Origin of the sequence: Streptomyces sp. NPDC056480 (genome assembly GCF_042795405.1) — a bacterium.
Classification (GTDB): domain Bacteria; phylum Actinomycetota; class Actinomycetes; order Streptomycetales; family Streptomycetaceae; genus Streptomyces.
Genome location: NZ_JBHTSA010000135.1, coordinates 1 through 21,721, shown reverse-complemented (window position 1 = coordinate 21,721; position 21,721 = coordinate 1). Strand labels below are relative to the sequence as shown.

The window sequence follows — 21,721 nt, the reverse complement described above, 5'->3', positions numbered from 1 at the left end:
CCGCCGGTCCCGCGGCGGCGGCGGTACCAGCCGCGAAGTCGAGACAGGTAGCCTTTCCTCGTGCCCCGCCTGTCTGAAGTCATCGCCGCGCTCGACGCCCTCTGGCCACCAGAGCGGGCCGAGTCGTGGGACGCCGTCGGCACCGTCTGCGGTGACCCCGACGCCGAGGTCACCCGTGTGCTCTTCGCCGTCGACCCGGTCGAGGAGATCGCCGACGAGGCGATCGCCCTCGGCGCCGACCTGATCGTCACCCACCACCCGCTCTATCTGCGCGGGACGACGACCGTCTCGGCCGGCCACTTCAAGGGCCGCGTCGTGCACCGCCTCATCAAGCACGACATCGCCCTCCACGTCGCGCACACCAACGCCGACACCGCCGACCCCGGCGTCTCCGACGCCCTCGCCGGAGCGCTCGACCTCCGGGTCACCGGCCCCCTCGTGCCCGAGAACAACCTCGGCCGGATCTGCGAGCTCGACCACCCCGAGACCCTCGCCGAGTTCGCCGCCCGCGCGGCGAAGCGGCTGCCCGCCACCGCGCAGGGCATCCGGGTCGCGGGCGACCCCGGCATGACCGTGCGCCGCGTCGCCGTCAGCGGCGGCTCGGGAGACAGCCTCTTCGACGCCGTACGCGCCGCGGGCGTGGACGCCTTCCTCACCGCGGACCTGCGCCACCACCCCGTCTCCGAGGCGACCCAGCAGTCGCCTCTGGGGCTGGTCGACGCCGCCCACTGGGCCACCGAATGGCCCTGGTGCGAGCAGGCGGCCGCCCAGCTCGACGAGATCTCCGACCGTCACGGCTGGGACCTCCGCGTCCACGTCTCGAAGACGGTCACCGACCCCTGGTCCTCCCACCACACCTCCCCTGGAGCCCCCAACTGAACGCCGCGCCCGCCGACCAGATCCGCCTCCTCGACGTCCAGGCCCTCGACGTCCGCCTCCAGCAGCTCGCGCACAAGCGCCGGTCGCTGCCCGAGCACGCCGAGATCGAGTCGCTGAACAAGGACCTCACCCAGCTGCGTGACCTGCTCGTCGCCGCGCAGACCGAGGAGAGCGACTGCGGCCGCGAGCAGACCAAGGCCGAGCAGGACGTCGACCAGGTCCGCCAGCGGGCCACGCGCGACCAGCAGCGCCTCGACTCGGGCGCCGTGTCCTCCCCGAAGGACCTGGAGAACCTCCAGCGCGAGATCGTCTCGCTCGCCAAGCGCCAGGGCGACCTGGAGGAGATCGTCCTCGAGGTCATGGAGCGTCGCGAGTCCGTGCAGGAGCGCCTCGCCGAGCTGACCGAGCGGGTCTCCGCCGTCCAGGCCAAGACGGACGACGCGACCGCCCGCCGCGACGCCGCCGAGGGCGAGTTCGCCGCGGAGGAGGCGTCCGTGGAGAAGGAGCGCGAGCTCGTCGCGGGCACCGTCCCGGCGGACCTCCTGAAGCTGTACGAGAAGCTGCGCGTCCAGCAGGGCGGCGTCGGCGCGGCCCGGCTGTACCAGCGCAAGTGCGAGGGCTGCCACATCGAGCTCAACATCACCGAGGTCAACGAGGTCCGTGCCGCCGCAAAGGACGAGGTCCTGCGCTGCGAGAACTGCCGCCGGATCCTGGTCCGCACGTCGGAGTCCGGCCTGTAATGACGTCGTCGTCGTCTTCGCGTGAGGTGATCGTCGAGGCGGACGGCGGTTCCCGGGGCAACCCGGGGCCCGCCGGGTACGGCGCCGTGGTCCTGGATCCGGTGACGGGCGAGACGCTCGCGGAGGCGGCCGAGTACATCGGCGTGGCGACGAACAACGTCGCCGAGTACAAGGGCCTGGTGGCGGGCCTGAAGGCGGCGCGGTCGCTGTTCCCCGACGCCACCGTCCACGTGCGGATGGACTCCAAGCTGGTCGTCGAGCAGATGTCCGGCCGCTGGAAGATCAAGCACCCGGACATGAAGCCGCTCGCGGCCGAGGCGGGCCGGGTCTTCCCGGCGGGCCGGGTCCGCTACGAGTGGATCCCGCGCGAACGCAACAAGCACGCGGACCGGCTCGCGAACGAGGCGATGGACGCGGGCAAGCGCGGCCGCCAGTGGGAGCCGTCCGACTCGACGGCCGCCCTGGACACCGCCGCCGCCCGCAACGCCGCGATCCTTCCCCCGGCGCCGTCCGGCCCGCCCGGCGACGCGACGGCGGGCGCGGCACGGGCCCGCGCCGCGCTGGCGACGGGCGCGGGCGCGGGCACGTCCGGCGACCTCGGCCAGGGCCGTACGGGCACGGGCTCGGGCGCCTGGCCCGGCACCGTCGCGCACCCGACGGCCCAGGACGACGGCCTGTTCGCCGCCGAGGAGGCCCTCACGGCCCCGGCCTCGGGTGACTTCGAGGCACAGGCGGGCGCCTTGGCCCCGACCGGCCACGCGGCGCGCACCCACGCGCCGGAGGCCGACGCGACGCCCGCGGGGGCACCACCCGAGACCACCGGTCCCGAGACCCCGGGTGCCGAGACCCCGGGTGCCGAGACCACGGGGACCGCCGCGGCAGCCGCGCCCGCTACCCGGTCCGAGCCCACCGGCCCCGAGACCGCAGCCGCGCCCGCCGGGTCCGTACCCGCCGGGTCCGTACCCGCCGGGTCCGCGCCCGCCGGGTCCGTACCCGCCCCGGCTGCGCAGCCGGCCTCCGCCGCGTCTGCCGCCCCCGGTCAAGGCTGGTCCGCCGGGCCCGACATGAGCGCCCCCGCCACCTTCGTGCTCCTCCGGCACGGCGAGACCGCGCTCACCCCCGAGAAGCGGTTCTCCGGCAGCGGGGGGACCGATCCCGCACTCTCGGCAGCCGGACTCCGGCAGGCCGAGGCCGTCGCGGAGGCGCTCGCCGCCCGAGGGACCGTCCAGGAGATCGTCAGCTCGCCGCTCACCCGCTGCCGCCAGACCGCGGCCGCCGTCGCCGGGCGCCTCGGGCTCGACGTCCGCGTCGAGCAGGGGCTGCGCGAGACCGACTTCGGCGCCTGGGAGGGGCTGACGTTCGGCGAGGTCCGGGAGCGGTACCCCGAGGACCTCGACGCCTGGCTCGCCTCGCCGAAGGCCGCGCCCACCGGCGGAGGCGAGAGCTTCGCGACCGTCGCCCGCCGCGTCGCCGCGACCCGGGACCGGCTCACCGCCGCCTACGCGGGCCGGACCGTCCTCCTCGTCACCCACGTCACGCCCATCAAGACCCTGGTCCGGCTCGCGCTCGGCGCCCCGCCGGAGTCGCTGTTCCGGATGGAGCTGTCGGCCGCCTCGATCTCGGCGGTCGCCTACTACGCCGACGGCAACGCGTCCGTACGGCTCCTCAACGACACCTCCCACCTCCGGTAGCCGGCGGGGCGGGCGACGGGCCGTCGCAAAGGTGTGGCGCGGGGGCCGTGCCCCGTACCACCATCCCGTCATGACCTGGCACTTCACCGAGGACCCGGCCGCCTTCCGCGCGGCCGCCGCGTCCCTGCTCGCCGCCGAGCCCGCGCGCAACACCGCGGTGCTGACCCTCATGGACAGGGCGGACCGGCTCGGCTGGTGGGCCGGGCCCGACGGCCGGGTCACGGGGGTCCTCGCGCTCTCCCCTTCGGGGGCCCTCGACCTCGGCGCGACCACGGAGGACGCGGCCCTCGCACTCGCCTTCCCGGCGGGGGAGGAGCCGGTGGAGGTCCGGGGCGAGACGGCCGCGGTGGAGGCGTACGCGAAGGCCTCCGGCCGCCCCTGGGCGCCCGTCGTCCGGATGCGGCTCTTCCGGCTCGGCCGGCCGACCCCGCCGGACCCGGCACCGGCAGGCCGGTCCCGGACGGCCACCGAGGCCGACGCCCCGCTCGTCGCGGACTGGACGAGGGAGTTCGCGACGGCCATCGGCGACGAGCCCGCCGAGGACTACACCGGCTTCGTCGCCGAGCGGATCTCCGAAGGCCGCCTCGTCCTCTGGGAGACGCCCGGCGGCCGCGCGGTCTCGATGGCCGCCGTCTCCCGCACGATCGAGGGCCAGGCCCGCGTCCACCTCGTCTACACCCCGCCCGCCGAGCGCGGCAACGGATACGCGGCGGGGGCCACCGAGGCCATCGGACGGGTGGCGGCCGACAGGGGCGCCACCCACGTCCTGCTCTTCACGGACCTCTCGAACCCCACGAGCAACGCCCTCTACCAGCGCCTCGGCTACCGCCCGGTGACCGACCACCTGGGCGTGGAGTTCACCGGGGCCGCGCGCTGACGGGCCCCCGCAGCGCCGCCGCCTCACGGGCCAGCGTCTCCACCCGTGCCCAGTCGCGGGCCGCGAGGGCGTCGGACGGCAGCATCCACGTACCGCCGACGCAGCCGACGTTCGGGAGGGAGAGGTAGGCGGGGGCGGAGGCGAGCGAGACGCCGCCCGTCGGGCAGAACCGGGCCCGGGGGAGCGGGCCCGCGAGGGACTTCAGGTACGGGACGCCGCCCGCCGCCTCGGCCGGGAAGAACTTCATGTCCTCCACGCCCTGTTCGAGCAGGGCCACGACCTCCGAGGTCGTCGACACCCCGGGGAGGAAGGGCAGTCCGGTGTCGCGCATCGCGCCGAGCAGCCGCTCCGTCCACCCCGGGCTGACCAGGAACCGCGCGCCGGCGCCGACCGCGTCCGCGACCCCGGCCGCCGAGACGACCGTCCCCGCGCCGACGACCGCGCCCGGCACCTCGGCCGCGACGGCGCGGACGGCGTCGAGCGCGGCCGGGGTGCGGAGGGTGACCTCGATCAGCGGCAGCCCGCCGGCGACGAGGGCGCGGGCGAGCGGGACGGCGTCGGCGGCGTCCTCGATCACCACGACGGGGACGACGGGGGTTTCCGGGGCAAGGTCGAACACGCTCGTCATGGGCTTCATCCTGCCCATGGCGAGCGTCACGCGCAACGAGCGTTGCGCAGGGTGCAACAGGTGCTCGGGCGGGTCAGTGGATCAGTGGATCTCGTCCACCAGCACGTCGAGCGCCCCCGGCTTCCCGCTCTCCTCCACCACGTACCCCAGGTCCCGCAGCGCCACCACCAGCTCCTCCGGCGAACGCGGAGCCGCCCCCGCCTCCAGGAGGCTCCGGACGATCCGGCCCTTCGTCGCCTTGTTGAAGTGGCTGACCACCTTCCGGGTCGGCGCGTGCAGCACCCGCACCGTCGCCGTCCGCGCCGCCACCTCGCCCTTCGGCTTCCACGCCGACGCGTACGCCGACGAGCGCAGGTCCAGGACGAGCCCGTCCCCGGCCGCCTCCGGCAGCACGGACGCCATCGCGCCCCGCCAGTGCGCGCCCAGCGCGCCCAGCCCCGGCAGCTTGACCCCCATCGAGCAGCGGTACGACGGAATCCGGTCGGTCACCCTCACCGCACCCCACAGCCCCGAGAACACCAGCAGGGAACGGCCCGCGCGCTTCCGCGCGCCCGCGTCCAGGGTCGCCAGACCCAGCGCGTCGTACAGGACGCCCGTGTAGACCTCGCCCGCCGGGCGCGCGCCGGCCGTCCGCAGCTCCACGTTCTTCGCGACCTCGCCGCGCAGCCCCTCGCTCAGACCGAGGACCTCCCGCGCCTTCTCCTCGTCGGCCGCGCACAGCTCGACCAGCTCGTCCAGGACCGCCGCCCGCGCCTCCGCGAGCCCCGGCAGGGACAGCGACTCCGGCTTGAGCGGCGCCCCGCGCCCCGAGGAGGCCTTGCCTTCGGAGGGCGGCAACAGCACGAGCACGGTGGTTCTCCTTCGTACGGACGGGGGTGGGGGTGCGGCCCCAGGAGCCCAGCGTACGAGGTGCGGCGCCCTGCCCCGTACGGACGGACGGGAGCGTCCACGCACGGAGACGGCGCCGGCCTTCCCCCGCGCACGAGGTGCCGCACGAGGTGCCGCACCCCTCCCCTCCCCATACGCTCGGTCCATGCCCCGCCGCCACATTCACGTGACCGGCGCAGCCGAGGCTCCGCTGCGGGCCGCCCTGCGCGCACTCCGTGCCCAGCTCGCGATCCCCGAGGACTTCCCGCCCGCCGTCCTCGCCGAGGCCGAGGCCGCCGCGAAGGCCCCCCGGCTCCCCACCTACGACGCCACCGACCTGCCCTTCTTCACCGTCGACCCGCCGACCTCCACCGATCTCGACCAGGCCATGCACCTGGCCCGCAGGTCCGACGGCGGCTACCGCGTCCACTACGCCATCGCCGACGTCGCCGCCTTCGTCACCCCCGGCTCCGCCCTCGACGCCGAGGCCCACCGGCGCGTCCTCACCCTCTACTTCCCCGACGGCAAGGTCCCCCTCCACCCCACCGTCCTCTCCGAGGGCGCCGCCAGCCTCCTCCCCGGCGAACCCCGCCCCGCCCTCCTCTGGCGCATCGACCTCGACGCCGAAGGCCGCCGCGTCGCCACCGACGTCCGCCGCGCCCTCGTCCGCAGCCGCGCCAAACTCGACTACGCGACCGTGCAGCAGCAGATCGACACGGGCACGGCCGAGGAGCCCGTGGCCCTCCTGCGGGACATCGGACGCCTCCGCGAGGCCCTCGAAGCCGAACGCGGCGGGATCTCCCTCAACGTCCCCGAGCAGGAGATCGTCGAACAGGACCACACCTACTCCCTCGCCTACCGCGCCCCGCTCCCCGCCGACGGCTGGAACGCCCAGATCTCCCTGCTCACCGGCATGGCCGCCGCCGACCTCATGACCGCCGCCGGGACCGGCATCCTGCGCACCCTCCCCACCGCCCCCGACGGCGCCGTCGCCCGCCTGCGCCGCTCCGCGCAGGCCCTCGGCGTCGACTGGCCGCACCACGTCTCCTACGCCGACGTCGTCCGGGCCGCCGACCCCACGAACCCGCGCCACGCCGCCTTCCTCCAGGAGTGCACCACCCTGCTCCGGGGCGCCGGATACACCGTCTTCACCGACGGCCACATCCCCACCCCCGCCGTGCACGCCGCCGTCGCCGACGAGTACACCCACTGCACCGCGCCGCTGCGCCGGCTCGTCGACCGGTACGCGGGCGAACTGTGCGTCGCGGCCGTGGCGGGCGACGAACCGCCCGAGTGGGTACGGGCCGCCCTGCCCGCCCTCCCCGACGAGATGGCCGACGGCTCGCGCCGCGCCAACACCGTGGAGCGCGAGAGCGTCGACATCGTCGAGGCGGCGCTCCTGCGGGAACGGGTCGGCGAGATCTTCGACGCGTACGTCATCGACGTGAAGGAACGCGAACCGGCCGTCGGCACCGTCCACCTGGACGACCCGGCGGTCGTCGCCCGCATCGAGGGCGGCGCTTCCCGCCTGCCGCTGGGGGAGTGGCTGCGGGTCAGACTCGCGGAGGCGGACCCGGGGTCGGCGAAGGTGCTGTTCGCGCCCGCGTGACGGCCCGGCCGAGCTCGCGGTACAGGGCGCGCGCGTCGTCGGCGTGGAAGCGGATCAGCCGTACGGGCCGGGGCGCGCCGAAGAACCGGGGCGCGTCGACCGGTTCGGTCAGCTCGACCGTGAGCGAGGTCTGCGATCCGACGGCGAGGTTCAGCTCTCCCCCGCCCTTCTCGTGCGAGAACACCAGCTCGTGCCGGACGGACGCGATCCGGTCGAGCGGCACGGACACGTCGACGTGCGCGGCCTGACGGAGCCGCAGGACGTCCCCGGTCAGGGTGTGCGGGCGGGTCACGGCGGCGGCGTGCAGGCCGAGGACGAACAGCACGGTGTACACGTCCAGGACGAGCACGACCGCGTGGACGACGGGCCAGTCGGCGAGCAGGAACGACATGCCGACGCTCTCGACCACACACACGAACGCGAAGCCGTACATGAGCGCCGCCTGGTCCCGCGCGTGCGGGAACACGCCGTCGACCCCCTCGACACCGTGCGGGCGCCGCGCCACCCACCGCCCCAGACTCGCCATGATCCGCAGCTCGTGCCCCACGATCCGCAGCACGGCCTCCGGCACGAGCTCGGCGACGGCCTCCCGCCGGGAGAGCCCCCGACGCCGCAGTCGCAGATACGAGACTCCCTCGGCGAGGACGAGCGCGAGGACGAGGAGCTCGGCGCCGGCCCACACGGCAGCGGGTATCCGGACCCCGCCGACGAGAAGGACGGCGAGGACGACCTCGGCGGGGAGAAGCACATGGGCGAAGAGCCGGAGAAGCCGCACGCCACCACTCCTGCGGACCGTCATCGGCTCGGCTCCCGTCATAGGCACTGCTTCCGTCATCTGCTCTGCTCCCGTCGTTCCCGCACCAGGCGCATCGCCAGGTGGATGGCGGCGGACTGCGCGGGGGCGAGGTCCGCGAAGAGGGCGTCCGCGAGGGAGGTGTCGAATGAGCCGGCCCCGTCCGGCGCCCCGTCCGGCGCCCCGGACGGCATGTCCACCCCCAGCTCGTCCGGCAGACAGCCGGCGAGCACCCGCGCGGCCTCGGCGACCCTGGGGTCGTCCGCCGCCGCCCCGGAGAGCGCGTCGAGCAGCGGGTACACCTCACGCGCGTGCTCGGCCGCCCCCTCCATCAGTCCCATCAGCCGGGCCCGCTCCTCCTCGGGCACGACGACGTCCATCAGGGCCAGGATCTGCCGGTCCTTCGCCGCCATCGGGGACTCGGGCAGCTCGCCCAGGCCGGCGAGCAGCGAGGTGAGCTCCGGCGAGAGCGGCCCGTCGGCGGGCAACCGCCCCGCCCTGGCCTCGTCGAGGAGACCGGACAGCCGCTCCCGGCGCGCCCGGACCTCCGCCTCCTGGCGGGCCAGGTCCTCCGCGAGCTCCTCCAGCACCTCGACCAGCCCGCGCCCCTCGTCGTCGGCGAGCACGTCCCGCACCTCGTCGAGTCCGAGACCCAGCTCGGTGAGCCGCCGGATCCGGGCGAGCAGGACGGCGTCCCGGACGCCGTACTCCCGGTATCCGTTGGCCCGCCGCGCGGGCTCGGGCAGCAGGCCCGACTGGTGGTAGTGCCGCACGGCGCGGGGGGTGACCCCGACCAGGGCGGCGATCTCGCCGATACGCATGAGCCCAGTAGAAACCCTGACGCTGCGGCAAGGTCAAGCGCTCTCCGCCGCACCTCCGGGAGCGCTCCGCGATCATGTGCCACGATCGAGGGAACGACCCCCATCCGACGGACGGCAGGTGCCTCGATGTCCGAGCCTGACGACATGACTGCCATGCCGCACGAATCGCTCACGCAGGCGGACATCCTGCTGGAGGGCTTCCTGGCGCTGGACACGCCGGAGGGCTTCCGCGCGGAGCTGATCGAGGGGGAGATCGTCGTGACACCGCCGCCGGACGGGGACCACGAGAAGTACATCAGCCGTGTCCTGAGGCAGGTGATCAGGAAATCGATGACCGACATGGACGTGTCGGGGAACAAGGGCCTGAAGACGGCGAGTGCCGCGGAGCGGCCGAGGAATCACGTCATCCCGGACCTCACGTTCGCTCCCGTCGAGGCGGACCTGTTCGCGGGTGCCGGCTCCTGGATGCCCGGCGACGGTGTCGCGATGGTCCTCGAGGTCACCTCCACCCGCCCGAACGCCGACCGCGAGACCAAGCGCCGCTGCTATGCCGGCGGAGGCATCCCGCTCTACCTGCTGATCGACCGGGACACGTCCACCGTGACGCTCTTCACCGACCCGGAACGCGGCGACTACCGCGAACTCCACGCCGTCCCGTTCGGCAAGCCCCTCCCGCTCCCCGCCCCCTTCGGCTTCGACCTGGAGACCGCCGACTTCCTCTGAGGCCGTCGGCCCCCTGATCGGCGGGTAGCATGGTCGGCACGGCAGACGAGCCGGGCGGGCGGCCGCGTGGAGATCCTCGGATCTTCCCGAGGAACGTCCGGGCTCCACAGAGCAGGGTGGTGGCTAACGGCCACCCGGGGTGACCCGCGGGACAGTGCCACAGAAAACAGACCGCCGGGGACTTCGGTTCCCGGTAAGGGTGAAACGGTGGTGTAAGAGACCACCAGCGCCTGAGGTGACTCAGGCGGCTAGGTAAACCCCACTCGGAGCAAGGTCAAGAGGGGACACCTCGGTGTCCCTGCGCGGATGTTCGAGGGCTGCTCGCCCGAGTCCGCGGGTAGACCGCAGGAGGCCGGTGGCAACGCCGGTCCTAGATGGATGGCCGTCGCCCCGACGACCGCGAGGTCCCGGGGGACAGAACCCGGCGTACAGCCCGACTCGTCTGTCGGCCCACGTGGGGAGGGCCCCCGCCAGGCATTGCGCCGGGCGGGGGCCCTTCTCGTTCACCCGGCGCCGAGCTCCGGGGAGACCGGCCGCTCGAAGAAGGTCTCCAGGACGACCGTGGCCTGCGTTCCGCTGACCCCGTCGATCGCGTAGATCCGGCGCAGCACGTCCTGCAACTGCTCCGTGGTCGCCGTCCTGACCTTCACGAGCACCGACGCGCTGCCGGCGATGACGTGCGCCTCCAGGATCTCGGGGAGCGCGGCGAAGTCCTGTGCCGAATCGCCCATCCACGTGACCGAGTCGACCATCACGTACGCCAGGACGGCACCGCCCACCGCCGCCGGATCCACCTCGACGGTGGTGCGGCGGATCGCGCCGCGCTCCCTCAGCTTCCGTACGCGCTCGTGGGCCGCCCCGGCCGAGAGGCCGACGGCCTGGCCCAGTGCGGCGTAGGACTGGCCGGCGTCCTGCTGGAGGTGGGCCAGCAGGGCGCGATCGATGTGATCCACAACTCTCCATTCGGTCTGATCTTGCGGAGACCGTATCTCATTCGGCAATCTTCCCGTGAGGCCGTACAGCATTCGGAACGGCATCTGTGTGAATGGGAAGGAACCCGCATGACCGGCGAGCGCCCCGCACTGTACGAGATGTTCGACGACCGGTTCCGGACCGGCCGCTGCATGAACGGCGACGACGGCCTGGAGGTCCTCCACACCGGCTGCCGCTGGGCCGAGGGGCCGATCTACCTCCCCGCCTGGAGGCAGCTGGTCTGGAGCGACATCCCCAACGACCGCATGCTGCGCTGGGACGAGGAGACCGGCGCCGTCAGCGTCTTCCGCCGCACCGCAGGGCACACCAACGGCAACACCCTCGACCGCCAGGGCCGTCTGATCACCTGTGAGCAGGGCAACCGCCGGGTCACCCGCACCGAACACGACGGCACGATCACCGTCCTCGCCGACCGCTGGCAGGGCAAGCGCCTCAACAGCCCGAACGACGCGACGGTCAGGTCCGACGGCTCCATCTGGTTCTCCGACCCGGACTTCGGCATCACCAGCGACTACGAGGGCTACCGCGCGGAGAGCGAGATCGGCGCCAACAACGTCTACCGCATCGACCCCGCGACGGGAGAAGTGCGCCTGGTCGCCGACTGCTTCGCCGCCCCCAACGGCCTCGTCTTCTCGGCCGACGAGCGGCAGCTCTTCGTCTCCGACACCCGGGCGGGCCTCATCCGGGTCTTCGACGTCCACGAGGACGGCACCCTGTCGGACGGCCACGTCTTCGCCGAGGCCGGAGCCCGCGGGGCGGCCGCCCGCTTCGACAACCTCCGCTTCGACGACGGCGGTCGGCTCTGGGCGGCCGCGATGGGCGACGGTGTGCACTGCTACGACCCCGACGGCACCCTGATCGGACGGCTGAACGTACCCGAGGCGGTCGCCAACATCGCCTGGGGCGGAGCCAAGCGCAACCGCCTCTTCATCACCGCCGAGACCAGCCTCTACTCGGTCGTCATGGGCGTCACGGGCACACACCCGACCGGACCCGGCCGCAGGCCCTGGCAGGGGCCGCAGTCCCGCTGAACCGGGCCGGCGGGCTGTCTGCGCTCAGGGGCGACGGACCTCGAAGTGGAAGCAGCCGTACTCGACCGCCCGGACGTGGACCAGCGCCACGGCCGGGTCGGCGAAGGCATCGGCGAACGCCCGGTCGAAGCCCTCGGACGTCGCCTCCGGGATCTCCAGGAGCCGGCCCCCGACGATGCGGCCCGCCGCGTCGTAGCGCCGCACGGTCCGGAGCGCCTCCGCACGGGCGAAGGGGTACGTCTCCGAGGGCGCGGGCCCGCCGCACTCCTCGGCGTGGACGAAGACGGGACCCTGCTCGTCGTACGCGCCCGGCTCGGTCCCCGTCTCGGCCGCCCAGCGCCGCAGCGGCGCGTACGAGACGAGCGCGATCCGCTCGCCCGGGACGGAGAGACGCAGACAGCAGCGGAGCGGGTCGCCGCCCTCGTCGGCGGAGTACGGAACGCAGGCGCGCCCCGCGTCGTCGGTGACCCGCAACTCGGCAAGGGCGGAAGGCGCGATGGCGCGGGCGGCGTAGGCGGTCGTGGTGGTGGTCTGGGTGCTCATACGGCCAGGGTCGCGCGGCGGGGACACGGCCGCTGGCGGAATTCGGACGGGGTGGTGCGGGCGGGGCCGGCCCGCGCGACCGCGCCCTCTTGTGGCGGCGACGGCGAGCTACACCCTCACCGTCACCAACGGCTCACCGCCGGCACCTACTTCCCCGGGCAGGTGCCGGACGTCGAGGAGATCACCGACGCCGTCGCCGTCCCCTTCGACGGCACGTACGCGATGCCGGCCGTCCTGTCACCGGCCGGCGACTGGTCGGTGAGCCCCGCCTAGGGTCTGCCGTGCGGCTCAGGCCGGGATGCGGGTCCCTGCGCCGCCGACCCGGATCCGCCGGTCGCCCGCCCGCAGTTCCACCGTGAGGACACCGGGGCGTCCCATGTCCTCCCCCTGATGGAGGGTGAGGACCGTCGCCTCGGGCACGAGTCCGAGCTCACGGGCGTACGCGCCGAAGGCGGCCGCGGCCGCCCCGGTCGCCGGGTCCTCGACCACACCGCCCACCGGGAACGGGGCGCGGACGTGGAAGACCTCCGCGGAGGCGCGCCAGACCAACTCCAGCGTCACCAGGTCGAGCCGGTGCATGAGGGCCTCCAGGCGGGCGAAGTCGTACGCCAGGCGGGCCAGGCGCTCCCGGCTCGCGGCGGCCAGGATCAGATGGCGGGCGCCCGCGAAGCCGATGCGGGGAGGCAGGGCGGGATCGAGGTCGCCGGCCGGCCAGTCGAGCGCGGCGAGCGCCTCTGCCAGGTCATCGGCCGCGACCTCCTCGACGTGCGGCTCGACGCTCGTGAGCGTGGCCCGCAGTGACCCGCCCTCGCGCGTCACGGCGACCGGTACGGTCCCGGCCCGCGTGGTGAACACCAGGTCGCCGGGCCCGATGCGCTCGCCGAGGGCCACGGCCGTCGCGACGGTGGCGTGACCGCAGAAGGGCACTTCGGCCTTGGGGCTGAAGTAGCGGATGGTGTAAGCGCGCCCGGCGTCCCAGGCGCTGGAGCCCGCTCCCTCGGGCGGCGCTGTCAGGAACGCGCTCTCGCTGTAGCCGACTTCGGCGGCGATCGCCAGCATCTCCTCGTCACCGAGGCCCGTGGCGTCGAGAACGATTCCGGCGGGATTGCCCCCCTCGGGATCGTCGGAGAAGGCGGTGTAACGCAAGACGTCGGGGGTTTCCCGCGGGGAGTTCATGCCGGGGCAACGGCGGGGATCCCCGGGTTGGTTCCCCGGACGGGTCCTGGGTCCGTGAGGGCTCAGAGCGGCTGGAGCCGGCGGTGCAGGAGACAGAACTCGTTGCCCTCCGGGTCGACCAGGACGTGCCAGTTCTCGGCCCCGGTCTGGCCGACGTCCGCACGCCTGGCGCCGAGCGCGAGCAGCCGCTCCAGCTCGGCGTCCTGGTCGCGGTCGGTCGGGTTGACGTCGATGTGGAGCGGGAGCTTCCCGGCGCGCGGGTCACTGCTGGGACTGAGGACGAGGGTGGGCTGCGGGCCGCCGAAGCCGGCGTCGGGCGGCCCGATCTCGATGCTTCCGTCGTGCTCACGGCTGAGCTCGACGTAGCCGAGGACCTCGCTCCAGAACGCGGCGAGCCGGGCGGGATCGGCGCAGTCGACGACCAGTTCACTGATGCGGCATGCCATGGCCGTCAGTCTAGGCCGGAGTCGCCCAGCCACTGGGTGTACCAGGCCCGGAAGTCGGGATACGCGGGGACGAAGCCGCCCCAGTCCGGGTCCAGCCACCAGACCTCGCCCGCGCGCGGCCCCGTCACGATCAGCCGGACGTACATGCCGCAGCCCTCTTCCGCCAGCGTGAGCGTGCCCGGAGTCAGCTCTTCCGCTGCCAGGACGCCGATCGCTCCGGGACGGGGGTCGGCGAGGGGGAATCGCGTCGCGAGCCGGCCCGGACGACGGTCCTCCTCCCACTCGCCGTCCACGGCCCAGTCGTCCACCGCCTCCGGGCGGGGAGTCGCCAACGGCAGCAGCCCATGGGCCGGTCCGGCGGGGCCGTCACCCACCTCCGCGACGAAGTCGCGGTAGTCCGGGGGGAGACGGATGCCGTGCTCCTCCTCGAACGCGCCGATCTCCGCGTCGGGGAGCGCGGGACGCAGCTCGTACCGGTGCGTGCTCGACCCGAAACGCGCCCGCTCCGGGTCCCGCGCCGCCATCCTCCGTATCCGGGCCCGCACCTCGGCCCCGTCCCAGCTCGCCATGGCCTGACCCTAGCCCTACGCCTCCGCCGGCCCGCCGCCCGGTCCCGGCGGGGCCGGCGCCGGGCCGGCGACCGACAGGAGCCGCTCCGCCAGAGCCCGGCAGCGGGCCCTGAGCTCCGGAGGGTCGAGCAGCTCGAACTCGTGCCCCAGGAGGAGTACGTGCACGAGGACGCGGTCGAGGCTCGCCGCCCCGCTCAGGACCTCGCAGCGGTCCTCGCCCCGCTCCCTCACGACCGCTGCCGAGGACGGGACCTGCGCGCGGACCGTGTCCGCCGGCGCGTGGACGAGGAAGCGTGCCTGGTGGGCGTAGACCCGGCTCGTCACGCCCTCCTGCACGTACTGAGCCGCGTCCGGCGCGACGCGGGGGCGGAAGCGCCAGGTCCGGGCCGTCACCGCCGTCATCCTGTCCACGCGGAAGGTGCGCCAGTCGTCCCGGTCGAGGTCGTAGGCGAGGAGGTACCAGCGCCGGTCGGAGGCGACCAGACGATGGGGCTCGACGCGGCGCGGCCGGGGCGTGCCCCCGGAGGGATAGTCGAAGCCCGCCTCGACCTCCTCGCGGCAGGCTCCGGCCAGTGTCATGAGGACCTCGGGGTCGACGGGTGCGCGGCCCGCTCCGAAGAACTCCACGGAGCCCGACAGGGTGCGCACCTCGTGCCGCAGCCGGGCCGGGAGAACCTGGTCCAGCTTGGTCAGTGCCCGGAGCGTGGCGTCGCCGGAACCGGCGGCCGCACCGGCGAGGAGGGAGACCGCCGTGGCGATCGCCTCTTCGTCGTCGAGGAGGAGGGGTGGCAGGTCCTGTCCCCGGCCCAGCCGGTAGCCGCCGCCCACTCCCTGGCCGGCGTGCACCGGATACCCGAGGGTGCGCAGCCGCTCGATGTCGCGTCGGACCGTGCGCGTGGTGACGCCGAGCCGGCCGGCGAGCTCGGGGCCGGACCAGGCCCGGCGTTGTTGCAGCAGCCCGAGGAGGGTGAGTACCCGCTCGGTGGTCCCTCGCTCGTCCATGTGGCCCAGCCTGCCAGAGGTGGCGGACCGATCCTGTCCGCCTTGGGTGTCAGGGTGGATCCATCACACCGCAAGGAAGGGAGCAGCACGATGAGCCGCCGATTCCAGGTCACGTTCGACGCGCACGACCCGGGGGCGCTGTCGACCTTCTGGCGCGACGTACTGGGTTACGTCCATCCTGGCCCGCCGGGAGTGGAACTGCCGGAGGGGGCGGACCCGATGGCCGCGTGGGACGAGTTCCTGGCGAAGCTGGGGGTGCCGGAGGAGGAGCGCAACACGCGATCGGCCCTGGAGGACCCGGAGGGGCAGGGACCGCGGCTGTTCTTCCAGCAGGTGCCGGAGGGGAAGACGGCGAAGAACCGGGTGCACCTCGATGTGAGGGCGGCGCCGGGGCTGGAGGGGGAGGAGCGGATGGCGGCGCTGGAGGCCGCATGCGAACGGCTGGTCGGGCTGGGAGGGAAGCGGCTGCGCCGCTTCGAGCCGGCGCCGCCGATGAGCGACGGGTGGATCGTGATGGCGGACCCGGAGGGGAACGAGTTCTGCCTGGACTGAGGCGGTGGGGTGAGGCGGGTGGGGTGAGGGGTGAGGGGAATGGGGTGAGGGGGTGAGGGGGCCCGGCAACGCCCCGACGCTCCACCCCACCCCACCTCACCCCACCCCCCCACCCCTTCTCACCCGCACAAAGCCGTATCCACGACCCCCACCACCCCCTTCACGGCCGCCTCCTCCGTCGGGATGCTCGTCACCGCCACGTTCGCCGCCCGCCCGTCGTCCGTGACCCCGCCCCTGGTCTCGTAGCCCGCGATGTCGCCCCCGTGGCCCCAGTAGAAGCCCCCGCACGACAGCGGCCTCTTCATGAGCCCCAACCCGTAGTGGAACTCCGTCCCTTCGATCGGGACCGTCGTCCGCATCTGCTCGCGCTGCGCCTTGCGCAGCAGGCGATCGCCGCCGATCAGTTCGCCGAAGAAGCGGTTCAGGTCCGAGCTCGTCGAGATCATCTGGCCCGCCGCCCAGCCCGCCGACGGGTCGAGTCGCGTGACGTCGCGCAGCGGCTCGCCCGGCTTCATCCGGTGATAGCCCTTCGGGTGCGCCTCCCTGATGCCCCTGTCTCCCTGCCCCGGGAAGTACGTGTGCCGCAGCCCGATCCTCTTCACGACCCGCCGGTCGATCTCCTCGGCCAACGGGCGCCCCGTGACCTTCTGGACGATCAGGCCCGCCAGTACGTAGTTCGTGTTGCTGTAACTCCACTTCTTCCCCGGCTCGAACTCGGCCTCGTGCTTGAGCGCCAAGTCCACGAGATCACGGGGCTCGAAGTACCGGTGCAGCATCTCCTCGTCGCTGACGTCCGCCCCGTACTCCGGAATCCCGCTCGTGTGCTGCAGCAGCTGACGGACGGTGATCTTCCCTCCGTCGAGTCCCTTCCCCCGCACCAGCCCCGGCAGGTACGTGTCGACCGACTCCTCGAGGTCGACCTTCCCCTCGCCGACCAGCTGCAGCACGACCACCGCCGTGAACGTCTTCGTGTTGCTGCCGATCCTCACCTGCCCGTCCCCGGGCACCTTCGCACCCGTGGCCAGGTCCCCGACCCCCGCGGTGTACGTACGAGCGTGGCCCCTGCCGTCCTCGACGCTCGCCAGCGCCGCCGGCTGGCCCCCGCGCACCAGGGCGTCGAGGCCCTGCTGCACCGCGTCCGGCCGCGTCGCCGCGCCCGCCGCGACCGCCGCGCCCGCCGCGACCGCCGCGGGCGGCGCCAGCGCGCCCGCCGTCATCACCGCGACGACCACCGCCGCCGCGGCCGCCGCGCCTCCGCGCCGGAGACCCTTCTGCGGCCGGGAGAGGCGGAACCTCGACGTCCTCGTCTTCATCGCTCGCGTGTTCATCGGCTGTCCTTCCGTCGATCGGGCAGGACACGATCATGTTTTCCGGGGCCCCCGAGCACATCGCGGAAACGCGGGAGGAAAAGCTCCCCCGATCGAGGGAGGCCGGCCGTCCGCCGCCCGTTCATACTGGCCGATGATGATCAAGGCACTCCGGCCGCTGCTGCGCCGTTCCACGTACGCGGGCGCGCTGTTCGCCTACGCGGCCGCCCTCGCGAGCCTCCCCCTGCTGTCCTTCGCGCTGCTTCCGGCGCTGGCATGGCGTTCCGCCCCCGAGGGCGTCCTGGTCGTCGTGGTGCTGGTCGTCTGGGCCGCCCTGATCGCCCTGGTGGGCCTGGCCCGCACCACGCGGCGGGTGCTGGTCCTGACCGCCCGCCGACTCTTGTACGTGGTCCTGCCCGAGCCCTCGGCCGTACGCCCGTCCACGACTTCGCCCGCCGAAGCCGGACCGGTCGCCGATGCCCCCGGCGCGCCTTCCGCGTCTCCCACCGCCTCCGCACCCCCCGCCTCCGGCCGCTGGCGGACGCCGCTCTGGCTGCTGCTGCACGTGACCCTCGGCTGGACGGGTGCGCTCGCGAGCGGGCTGCTGCTCTTCCTCGCCCTGGCCCTTCCGGGGGGCTGGCTCCGCGCCGAGCTGGCACTCAGCCTGTTCGGCCGGTCCGCACGGGTGACGGGCGGCTGGCAGAGCTGGGCCGTGGCGCTCGCCTGCCTGCTGCTCGCCGCCGTCGTCTGCGTTCTCGTGACGCGCGCCCTGCGGTGGTCGGCTCCGCGGCTCCTCGGGCCGTCGACGGCCGAGCGGCTCGCCCTCGCGGCCGAGCGGGAGCGGCGGCTGGCCGAACGCAACCGGCTGGCCCACGAGTTGCACGACTCCATCGGGCACACGCTCACGACGACCACGATCCAGGCCGCGGTGGCGGGCGAGCTGATGTCCACCGACCCGGCGGCGGCGCGGGCGGCCCTGCGCAGCATCGAGGAGTCCGCCCGGGCCGCGCTGGAGGATCTGGACTACGTCCTCGGCGTCCTGCGGGAGCGCGAGGCGGAGACCGCCGGGAGTGCCGGGGGCGCCGTGAGCACCGAGACCGCCGGGAGCACTGAGACCTCCGAGGTCGCCGCGGCCGCGCCGGTCCGCACCCTGGCCGACCTGCCCGAGCTGCTCGAACGGGTGCGGCACACGGGCGCGGTGGTGGAGTGGGAGCGGTCGGGGGATCCGACGCGGGTGCGGGGGACGCTCTCCCGGGCCGCGTACCGGATCGTCCAGGAGGGGCTGACCAACGCCGTCCGGCACGGCTCCGGCGGTCCGATCACGGTACGGGTGGCGGCCGGGCCGGACGCGCTGGAGCTGGAGGTGGTCAACGAGACCGGGGCCGCCGTGCGCACGGGCCGCCCCCGGGCCTTCCCGACCTCCGGGCACGGGCTGCCCGGTCTCGCCGAGCGCGTACGGCTCCTGCACGGCGAGATCGACGCCGGCCCGGACGGGCCGAGGCGCTGGCGGCTGGCGGTCAGGCTGCCCGTACGGTGGTCGGCATGACCGGCCCCGACGCCACCGAGACCGTCACGACGCTCCTGATCGCGGACGACGACGAGGTGACCCGCACCGGTCTGCGCACCCTCCTCGCCGCACAGCCGGGGATCGAGGTGGTCGGGGAGGCCGCCGACGGCATCGAGGTGGTCGAGCGGGCCCGGAGGCTGCGGCCGGACGTGGTCCTGATGGACGTGCGGATGCCCCGCCGCAACGGGATCGAGGCGACCCGCCACCTCCTCGCGGCGCCGGAGGAGCCGGCGGGTCCGAGGGGCGGGACCCCTGCCCCGGCGCCGCCGAAGGTCGTCGTGATCACCACCTTCGAGAACGACGACTACGTCACCGCCGCGCTCAGCGCGGGTGCCGGCGGGTTCGTGCTCAAGCGGCTTCCGGTCCGGCAGATCGCGGAGGCGGTACGGGTGGTGGCGGCGGGCGAGGCGATCCTCTTCCCGGCGACCCTGCGCCGGATGGTCGCCGCCCGTCCGCTGGACTCGGCGGAGGCGTTGCCGAGGGCGGCGCTGACGGGGCGGGAGGAGGAGGTGCTGCGGCTGATGGCCACGGGCCTGTCCAACCCGGAGATCGCGGAGTCCCTCACCGTGAGCCTGGAGACGGTCAAGACGCACGTCGGGAACGTCCTGACCAAGCTCGGGGCGCAGAACCGGACGCACGCGGTGGTCATCGCGTACGAGTCGGGCCTGGTGGTGCCTGGCTTCACGGGCTGACGGGGAGGACGACCGCCGGCCCGCGCCCACCCGGGACCCCGGGTGGGCGGGTGGGGCGCGCGCCGGGCGGTCGGCTCAGGCGAGGACCTCGATCCGCCACTGCGGGTCGCGGTCGTCCGTACGGATGAAGACGCGCTTCGGGAGCAGGGAGCGGTCCTCGAACAGGTCGCGGCCGAGGGCCAGTCCGTTCTGGTCGATCACGTACGTGCCGTCCCGGAGGTCGGCGAGCGAGGTGAGGGTGGTGAGCGCGAGGGTGTCGCCGTCGTCCTCGACGTGCTGGAGGCGCCAGACGGAGGCGGGGGAGTCGTCGGGGCGGGCGACGACGGGCGCGCGCTCGGTGCCCTCCGATGCGATGGTCTCCTCGGTGCCCTTGGCGGTGAGCCGGAAGCCCCCGTCGGCGCGGGTGATCAGCCACTCCCCGGCGCGGGTCGGGTCGACGAGGAAGCCGACCACGGCTCCGTCCTCGACCCCGACCGGGGCCCCCTTCGCGTACAGCTTGACGACCTTGCCGGCGTTCGACATCGCTCCTCCTGGGTTGAGTGGGTCGCGTGTGGCGGTTATGCCGGAGGGTGCCCGCACCGCCCTGCCAGGTTCCAGTGAACACGCAGGTCATAGGCTGTGTGGCGCTGAGAAGTCGTCAGGGAGGGGCAGGTTCCGCGCGCCGTGGAGCAGGATCGGGATCAGAGGGGGCCGGCCGTGTCGCTCGGCACGGCGGGGAGTGGCGGGCCGGGGAACGGGGCGGCCGGGGAACGCTGGTGGCGGCGGCCCGGGTTCGTCGTCCTCTGTCTGTTCCTGATGCCTCCGGCGGGCATCGTGCTGGCCTGGCGGACCCGGTGGTCGCCGGGGCGGAAGGTGCTCGCCACCGTCCTGTCGGGTGTGTGGTTCGTGGCGGTCGGCACGAGTGACGGGCCGGCGGACGACCCCGGGGTCGCCGACGCGAAGCCCGCGTCCGGCACGCGCCCGACCGCCTTCGCCCCGTACACCCCGCCGACGCCCACGCCGACCCCCACCGTGCGGCGGGTCGTGGCCGACTACCGGGGGCAGAACCTGGAGACGGCGTCGCGGGCCGCGTACGAGGCGGGGTTCCGGGCGCGGTCGCACGACGCGACCGAGGACGACAGGACGCAGCTCGTGGACGGCAACTGGAAGGTCTGCTTCCAGGAGCCGGTGGCCGGGGAGACGGCCACGGCCGAGCGGGGGCGGCGGAGCGGGATCGAGTTCGCCGTCGTCGAGAAGAGCAGCCCGTGCCCGGCGCGGGACGGCGCGGCCGTCGTCTTCCCCAAGGTGCCGGACGTCGTCGGCGAGACCTTCGCGAAGGGCTCGGCCGAGCTCCGCGCGGTGGGCCTCACGGAGATCCGGGGAGCCAGTGTGTACACGGACGTGGAGCTGAGCGCCCGTCACGAGGACTGGCGGATCTGCTTCCAGGACCCGGAGGCGGGCGAGGACGTCGAACGCCCGGAGTACATGTCCGTACGCCTCTCCCTGGCGCGGCCCGGTCTGTCCTGCCCGAGCGAGGACTACGCCCGCCTGCACGACGACCGGGACCGCGACACGGACCGCCACGGCAGCGGCAGCGGTGGTGGCGGCGGCGGTTCGGACGACTCCGGCGGCTCGGGCGGCGGTCTCGCCTACTACAAGAACTGCGACGCCGTCCGCGCCGCCGGCAAGGCCCCCATCTACCGGGGCCAGCCCGGCTACCGCTCGGGCCTCGACCGGGACGACGACGGCAAGGCCTGCGACTGGTCCTGACACCCCGCCCGCACCGGCCGGTGTCGGTCATCCGGGGCAGCCTGCCGGGTCCCATCGGCGTGCGACACGCGCCGGGGGCCCGGTGAGGTGTACGGGTAGGGGATGACCATCCCTGTGGACCAGCTCAGCGATCCGGCCGTGCGTGCGTTCGTCGCGGCCCTCAACGCCAATGACCAGACGGCCCTGTTCGAGGCCCTGACGCCCGACGCGACCATGTCCGACGACGGCTCCGAGCGCGATCTCCGGGAGTGGCTCGACCGGGAGGTGTTCGGCTCGCGCGGGCACATGGACGTCGTGTCCGAGTCGGACGGCGGGCGCGGTCTCGTCGCCGACTACCGCAACGACACCTGGGGCTCGATGCGTACCAAGTGGCTGTTCACCGTCGACGGCGGGAAGGTCTCCCGCTTCGAGACCGGGCAGGCGTAGGTCCGACTGCCGCTGACGTCGGCCGGGGGTGGAGCAGCCC

Annotated in this window: 24 protein-coding genes and 1 other RNA gene; 13 read left to right on the top strand and 12 right to left on the bottom strand. The window is 74.0% G+C overall.

The window, feature by feature from the left end:
• Positions 1–60 precede the first annotated feature (60 nt).
• The 4 genes from ACFQ79_RS35205 to ACFQ79_RS35190 all read left to right on the top strand — a co-directional run bounded on the left by ACFQ79_RS35205 (position 61) and on the right by ACFQ79_RS35190 (position 4,187).
• On the top strand, positions 61–879 hold the full coding sequence (locus ACFQ79_RS35205; RefSeq protein WP_383590973.1) for a Nif3-like dinuclear metal center hexameric protein: 819 nt from the start codon (positions 61–63) through the stop codon (positions 877–879).
• Positions 876–1,619 (top strand): zinc ribbon domain-containing protein, encoded by a 744-nt coding sequence (locus ACFQ79_RS35200; protein ID WP_383590977.1) that lies wholly within the window; start codon positions 876–878, stop codon positions 1,617–1,619. Before ACFQ79_RS35205 ends, ACFQ79_RS35200 begins: the two co-directional genes overlap by 4 nt.
• Positions 1,619–3,310 (top strand): bifunctional RNase H/acid phosphatase, encoded by a 1,692-nt coding sequence (locus ACFQ79_RS35195; protein WP_383590971.1) that lies wholly within the window; start codon positions 1,619–1,621, stop codon positions 3,308–3,310. The genes ACFQ79_RS35200 and ACFQ79_RS35195 overlap by 1 nt, the downstream gene beginning before the upstream one ends.
• 70 nt (positions 3,311–3,380) lie before the next feature.
• Positions 3,381–4,187, top strand: a complete 807-nt coding sequence (locus ACFQ79_RS35190; protein ID WP_383590969.1) for a GNAT family N-acetyltransferase — start codon at positions 3,381–3,383, stop codon at positions 4,185–4,187.
• Here ACFQ79_RS35190 and eda read toward each other — a convergent pair.
• The gene (eda, locus tag ACFQ79_RS35185; protein ID WP_383590967.1) at positions 4,168–4,815 is read right to left on the bottom strand and encodes a bifunctional 4-hydroxy-2-oxoglutarate aldolase/2-dehydro-3-deoxy-phosphogluconate aldolase; all 648 of its coding nucleotides are present in this window, start codon (positions 4,813–4,815) and stop codon (positions 4,168–4,170) included. The two genes, ACFQ79_RS35190 and eda, sit on opposite strands and share 20 nt — an antisense overlap.
• Positions 4,816–4,896: 81 nt before the next feature.
• Positions 4,897–5,664: a peroxide stress protein YaaA gene (yaaA, locus tag ACFQ79_RS35180; protein ID WP_383590965.1), complete on the bottom strand. Its 768-nt coding sequence runs from the start codon at positions 5,662–5,664 to the stop codon at positions 4,897–4,899.
• 184 nt (positions 5,665–5,848) lie between these two features.
• On the opposite strand from yaaA, the gene ACFQ79_RS35175 reads away from it, so the two are divergent.
• On the top strand, positions 5,849–7,291 hold the full coding sequence (locus ACFQ79_RS35175; RefSeq protein WP_383590963.1) for an RNB domain-containing ribonuclease: 1,443 nt from the start codon (positions 5,849–5,851) through the stop codon (positions 7,289–7,291).
• On the opposite strand, the gene ACFQ79_RS35170 is transcribed toward ACFQ79_RS35175, so the two are convergent.
• Together ACFQ79_RS35170 and ACFQ79_RS35165 are read right to left on the bottom strand one after the other, a co-directional pair.
• Positions 7,236–8,066: a hypothetical protein gene (locus ACFQ79_RS35170; RefSeq protein ID WP_383590961.1), complete on the bottom strand. Its 831-nt coding sequence runs from the start codon at positions 8,064–8,066 to the stop codon at positions 7,236–7,238. The genes ACFQ79_RS35175 and ACFQ79_RS35170 overlap by 56 nt on opposite strands.
• 56 nt (positions 8,067–8,122) lie before the next feature.
• The gene (locus ACFQ79_RS35165) at positions 8,123–8,905 is read right to left on the bottom strand and encodes a MerR family transcriptional regulator (protein WP_383590959.1); all 783 of its coding nucleotides are present in this window, start codon (positions 8,903–8,905) and stop codon (positions 8,123–8,125) included.
• Positions 8,906–9,049: 144 nt separating this feature from the next.
• Between ACFQ79_RS35165 and ACFQ79_RS35160 the strand changes: the two genes are divergently transcribed.
• Complete coding sequence (locus tag ACFQ79_RS35160) at positions 9,050–9,628, top strand: Uma2 family endonuclease (RefSeq protein WP_361407910.1); 579 nt, start codon at positions 9,050–9,052, stop codon at positions 9,626–9,628.
• Between the two features lie 46 nt (positions 9,629–9,674).
• An RNA gene (rnpB, locus tag ACFQ79_RS35155) (RNase P RNA component class A) lies at positions 9,675–10,073 on the top strand.
• Between the two features lie 58 nt (positions 10,074–10,131).
• Here rnpB and ACFQ79_RS35150 read toward each other — a convergent pair.
• Positions 10,132–10,581 (bottom strand): Lrp/AsnC family transcriptional regulator, encoded by a 450-nt coding sequence (locus ACFQ79_RS35150; RefSeq protein WP_383590957.1) that lies wholly within the window; start codon positions 10,579–10,581, stop codon positions 10,132–10,134.
• 108 nt (positions 10,582–10,689) lie between these two features.
• Here ACFQ79_RS35150 and ACFQ79_RS35145 point away from each other — a divergent pair, with 108 nt between their 5' ends.
• Positions 10,690–11,652, top strand: coding sequence for an SMP-30/gluconolactonase/LRE family protein (locus ACFQ79_RS35145; RefSeq protein ID WP_383590955.1), 963 nt, complete (start codon positions 10,690–10,692; stop codon positions 11,650–11,652).
• Positions 11,653–11,676: 24 nt separating this feature from the next.
• Here ACFQ79_RS35145 and ACFQ79_RS35140 read toward each other — a convergent pair whose 3' ends face one another.
• The 5 genes from ACFQ79_RS35140 to ACFQ79_RS35120 all read right to left on the bottom strand — a co-directional run bounded on the left by ACFQ79_RS35140 (position 11,677) and on the right by ACFQ79_RS35120 (position 15,388).
• A complete protein-coding gene (locus tag ACFQ79_RS35140) occupies positions 11,677–12,195 on the bottom strand; it encodes a DUF1203 domain-containing protein (RefSeq protein ID WP_383590953.1) in 519 nt (172 codons plus the stop codon).
• 288 nt (positions 12,196–12,483) lie between these two features.
• Positions 12,484–13,371 carry a PhzF family phenazine biosynthesis protein gene (locus tag ACFQ79_RS35135; protein ID WP_383590951.1) on the bottom strand — a complete coding sequence of 296 codons (888 nt, stop codon included), beginning with the start codon at positions 13,369–13,371 and terminating at the stop codon, positions 12,484–12,486.
• A gap of 62 nt (positions 13,372–13,433) precedes the next feature.
• Positions 13,434–13,817 (bottom strand): VOC family protein, encoded by a 384-nt coding sequence (locus ACFQ79_RS35130; protein ID WP_383590949.1) that lies wholly within the window; start codon positions 13,815–13,817, stop codon positions 13,434–13,436.
• A gap of 5 nt (positions 13,818–13,822) precedes the next feature.
• On the bottom strand, positions 13,823–14,386 hold the full coding sequence (locus ACFQ79_RS35125) for an SMI1/KNR4 family protein (RefSeq protein ID WP_383590947.1): 564 nt from the start codon (positions 14,384–14,386) through the stop codon (positions 13,823–13,825).
• A gap of 15 nt (positions 14,387–14,401) precedes the next feature.
• Positions 14,402–15,388 carry a helix-turn-helix transcriptional regulator gene (locus ACFQ79_RS35120; protein ID WP_383590945.1) on the bottom strand — a complete coding sequence of 329 codons (987 nt, stop codon included), beginning with the start codon at positions 15,386–15,388 and terminating at the stop codon, positions 14,402–14,404.
• 90 nt (positions 15,389–15,478) lie between these two features.
• Here ACFQ79_RS35120 and ACFQ79_RS35115 point away from each other — a divergent pair, with 90 nt between their 5' ends.
• The gene (locus tag ACFQ79_RS35115; protein WP_383590943.1) at positions 15,479–15,940 is read left to right on the top strand and encodes a VOC family protein; all 462 of its coding nucleotides are present in this window, start codon (positions 15,479–15,481) and stop codon (positions 15,938–15,940) included.
• A gap of 119 nt (positions 15,941–16,059) precedes the next feature.
• Here ACFQ79_RS35115 and ACFQ79_RS35110 read toward each other — a convergent pair whose 3' ends face one another.
• Positions 16,060–17,157: a serine hydrolase domain-containing protein gene (locus tag ACFQ79_RS35110; RefSeq protein WP_383590975.1), complete on the bottom strand. Its 1,098-nt coding sequence runs from the start codon at positions 17,155–17,157 to the stop codon at positions 16,060–16,062.
• Positions 17,158–17,404: 247 nt separating this feature from the next.
• Between ACFQ79_RS35110 and ACFQ79_RS35105 the strand changes: the two genes are divergently transcribed.
• Both ACFQ79_RS35105 and ACFQ79_RS35100 read left to right on the top strand, forming a co-directional pair.
• Complete coding sequence (locus ACFQ79_RS35105; RefSeq protein WP_383590941.1) at positions 17,405–18,793, top strand: sensor histidine kinase; 1,389 nt, start codon at positions 17,405–17,407, stop codon at positions 18,791–18,793.
• Positions 18,790–19,506, top strand: a complete 717-nt coding sequence (locus tag ACFQ79_RS35100) for a response regulator (protein ID WP_383590939.1) — start codon at positions 18,790–18,792, stop codon at positions 19,504–19,506. The genes ACFQ79_RS35105 and ACFQ79_RS35100 overlap by 4 nt, the downstream gene beginning before the upstream one ends.
• A gap of 75 nt (positions 19,507–19,581) precedes the next feature.
• On the opposite strand, the gene ACFQ79_RS35095 is transcribed toward ACFQ79_RS35100, so the two are convergent.
• On the bottom strand, positions 19,582–20,028 hold the full coding sequence (locus tag ACFQ79_RS35095) for a hypothetical protein (RefSeq protein WP_383590937.1): 447 nt from the start codon (positions 20,026–20,028) through the stop codon (positions 19,582–19,584).
• Positions 20,029–20,202: 174 nt separating this feature from the next.
• On the opposite strand from ACFQ79_RS35095, the gene ACFQ79_RS35090 reads away from it, so the two are divergent.
• On the top strand, positions 20,203–21,255 hold the full coding sequence (locus ACFQ79_RS35090; protein ID WP_383590935.1) for an excalibur calcium-binding domain-containing protein: 1,053 nt from the start codon (positions 20,203–20,205) through the stop codon (positions 21,253–21,255).
• Between the two features lie 102 nt (positions 21,256–21,357).
• Positions 21,358–21,681 carry a nuclear transport factor 2 family protein gene (locus ACFQ79_RS35085; protein WP_383590933.1) on the top strand — a complete coding sequence of 108 codons (324 nt, stop codon included), beginning with the start codon at positions 21,358–21,360 and terminating at the stop codon, positions 21,679–21,681.
• Positions 21,682–21,721 lie beyond the last annotated feature (40 nt).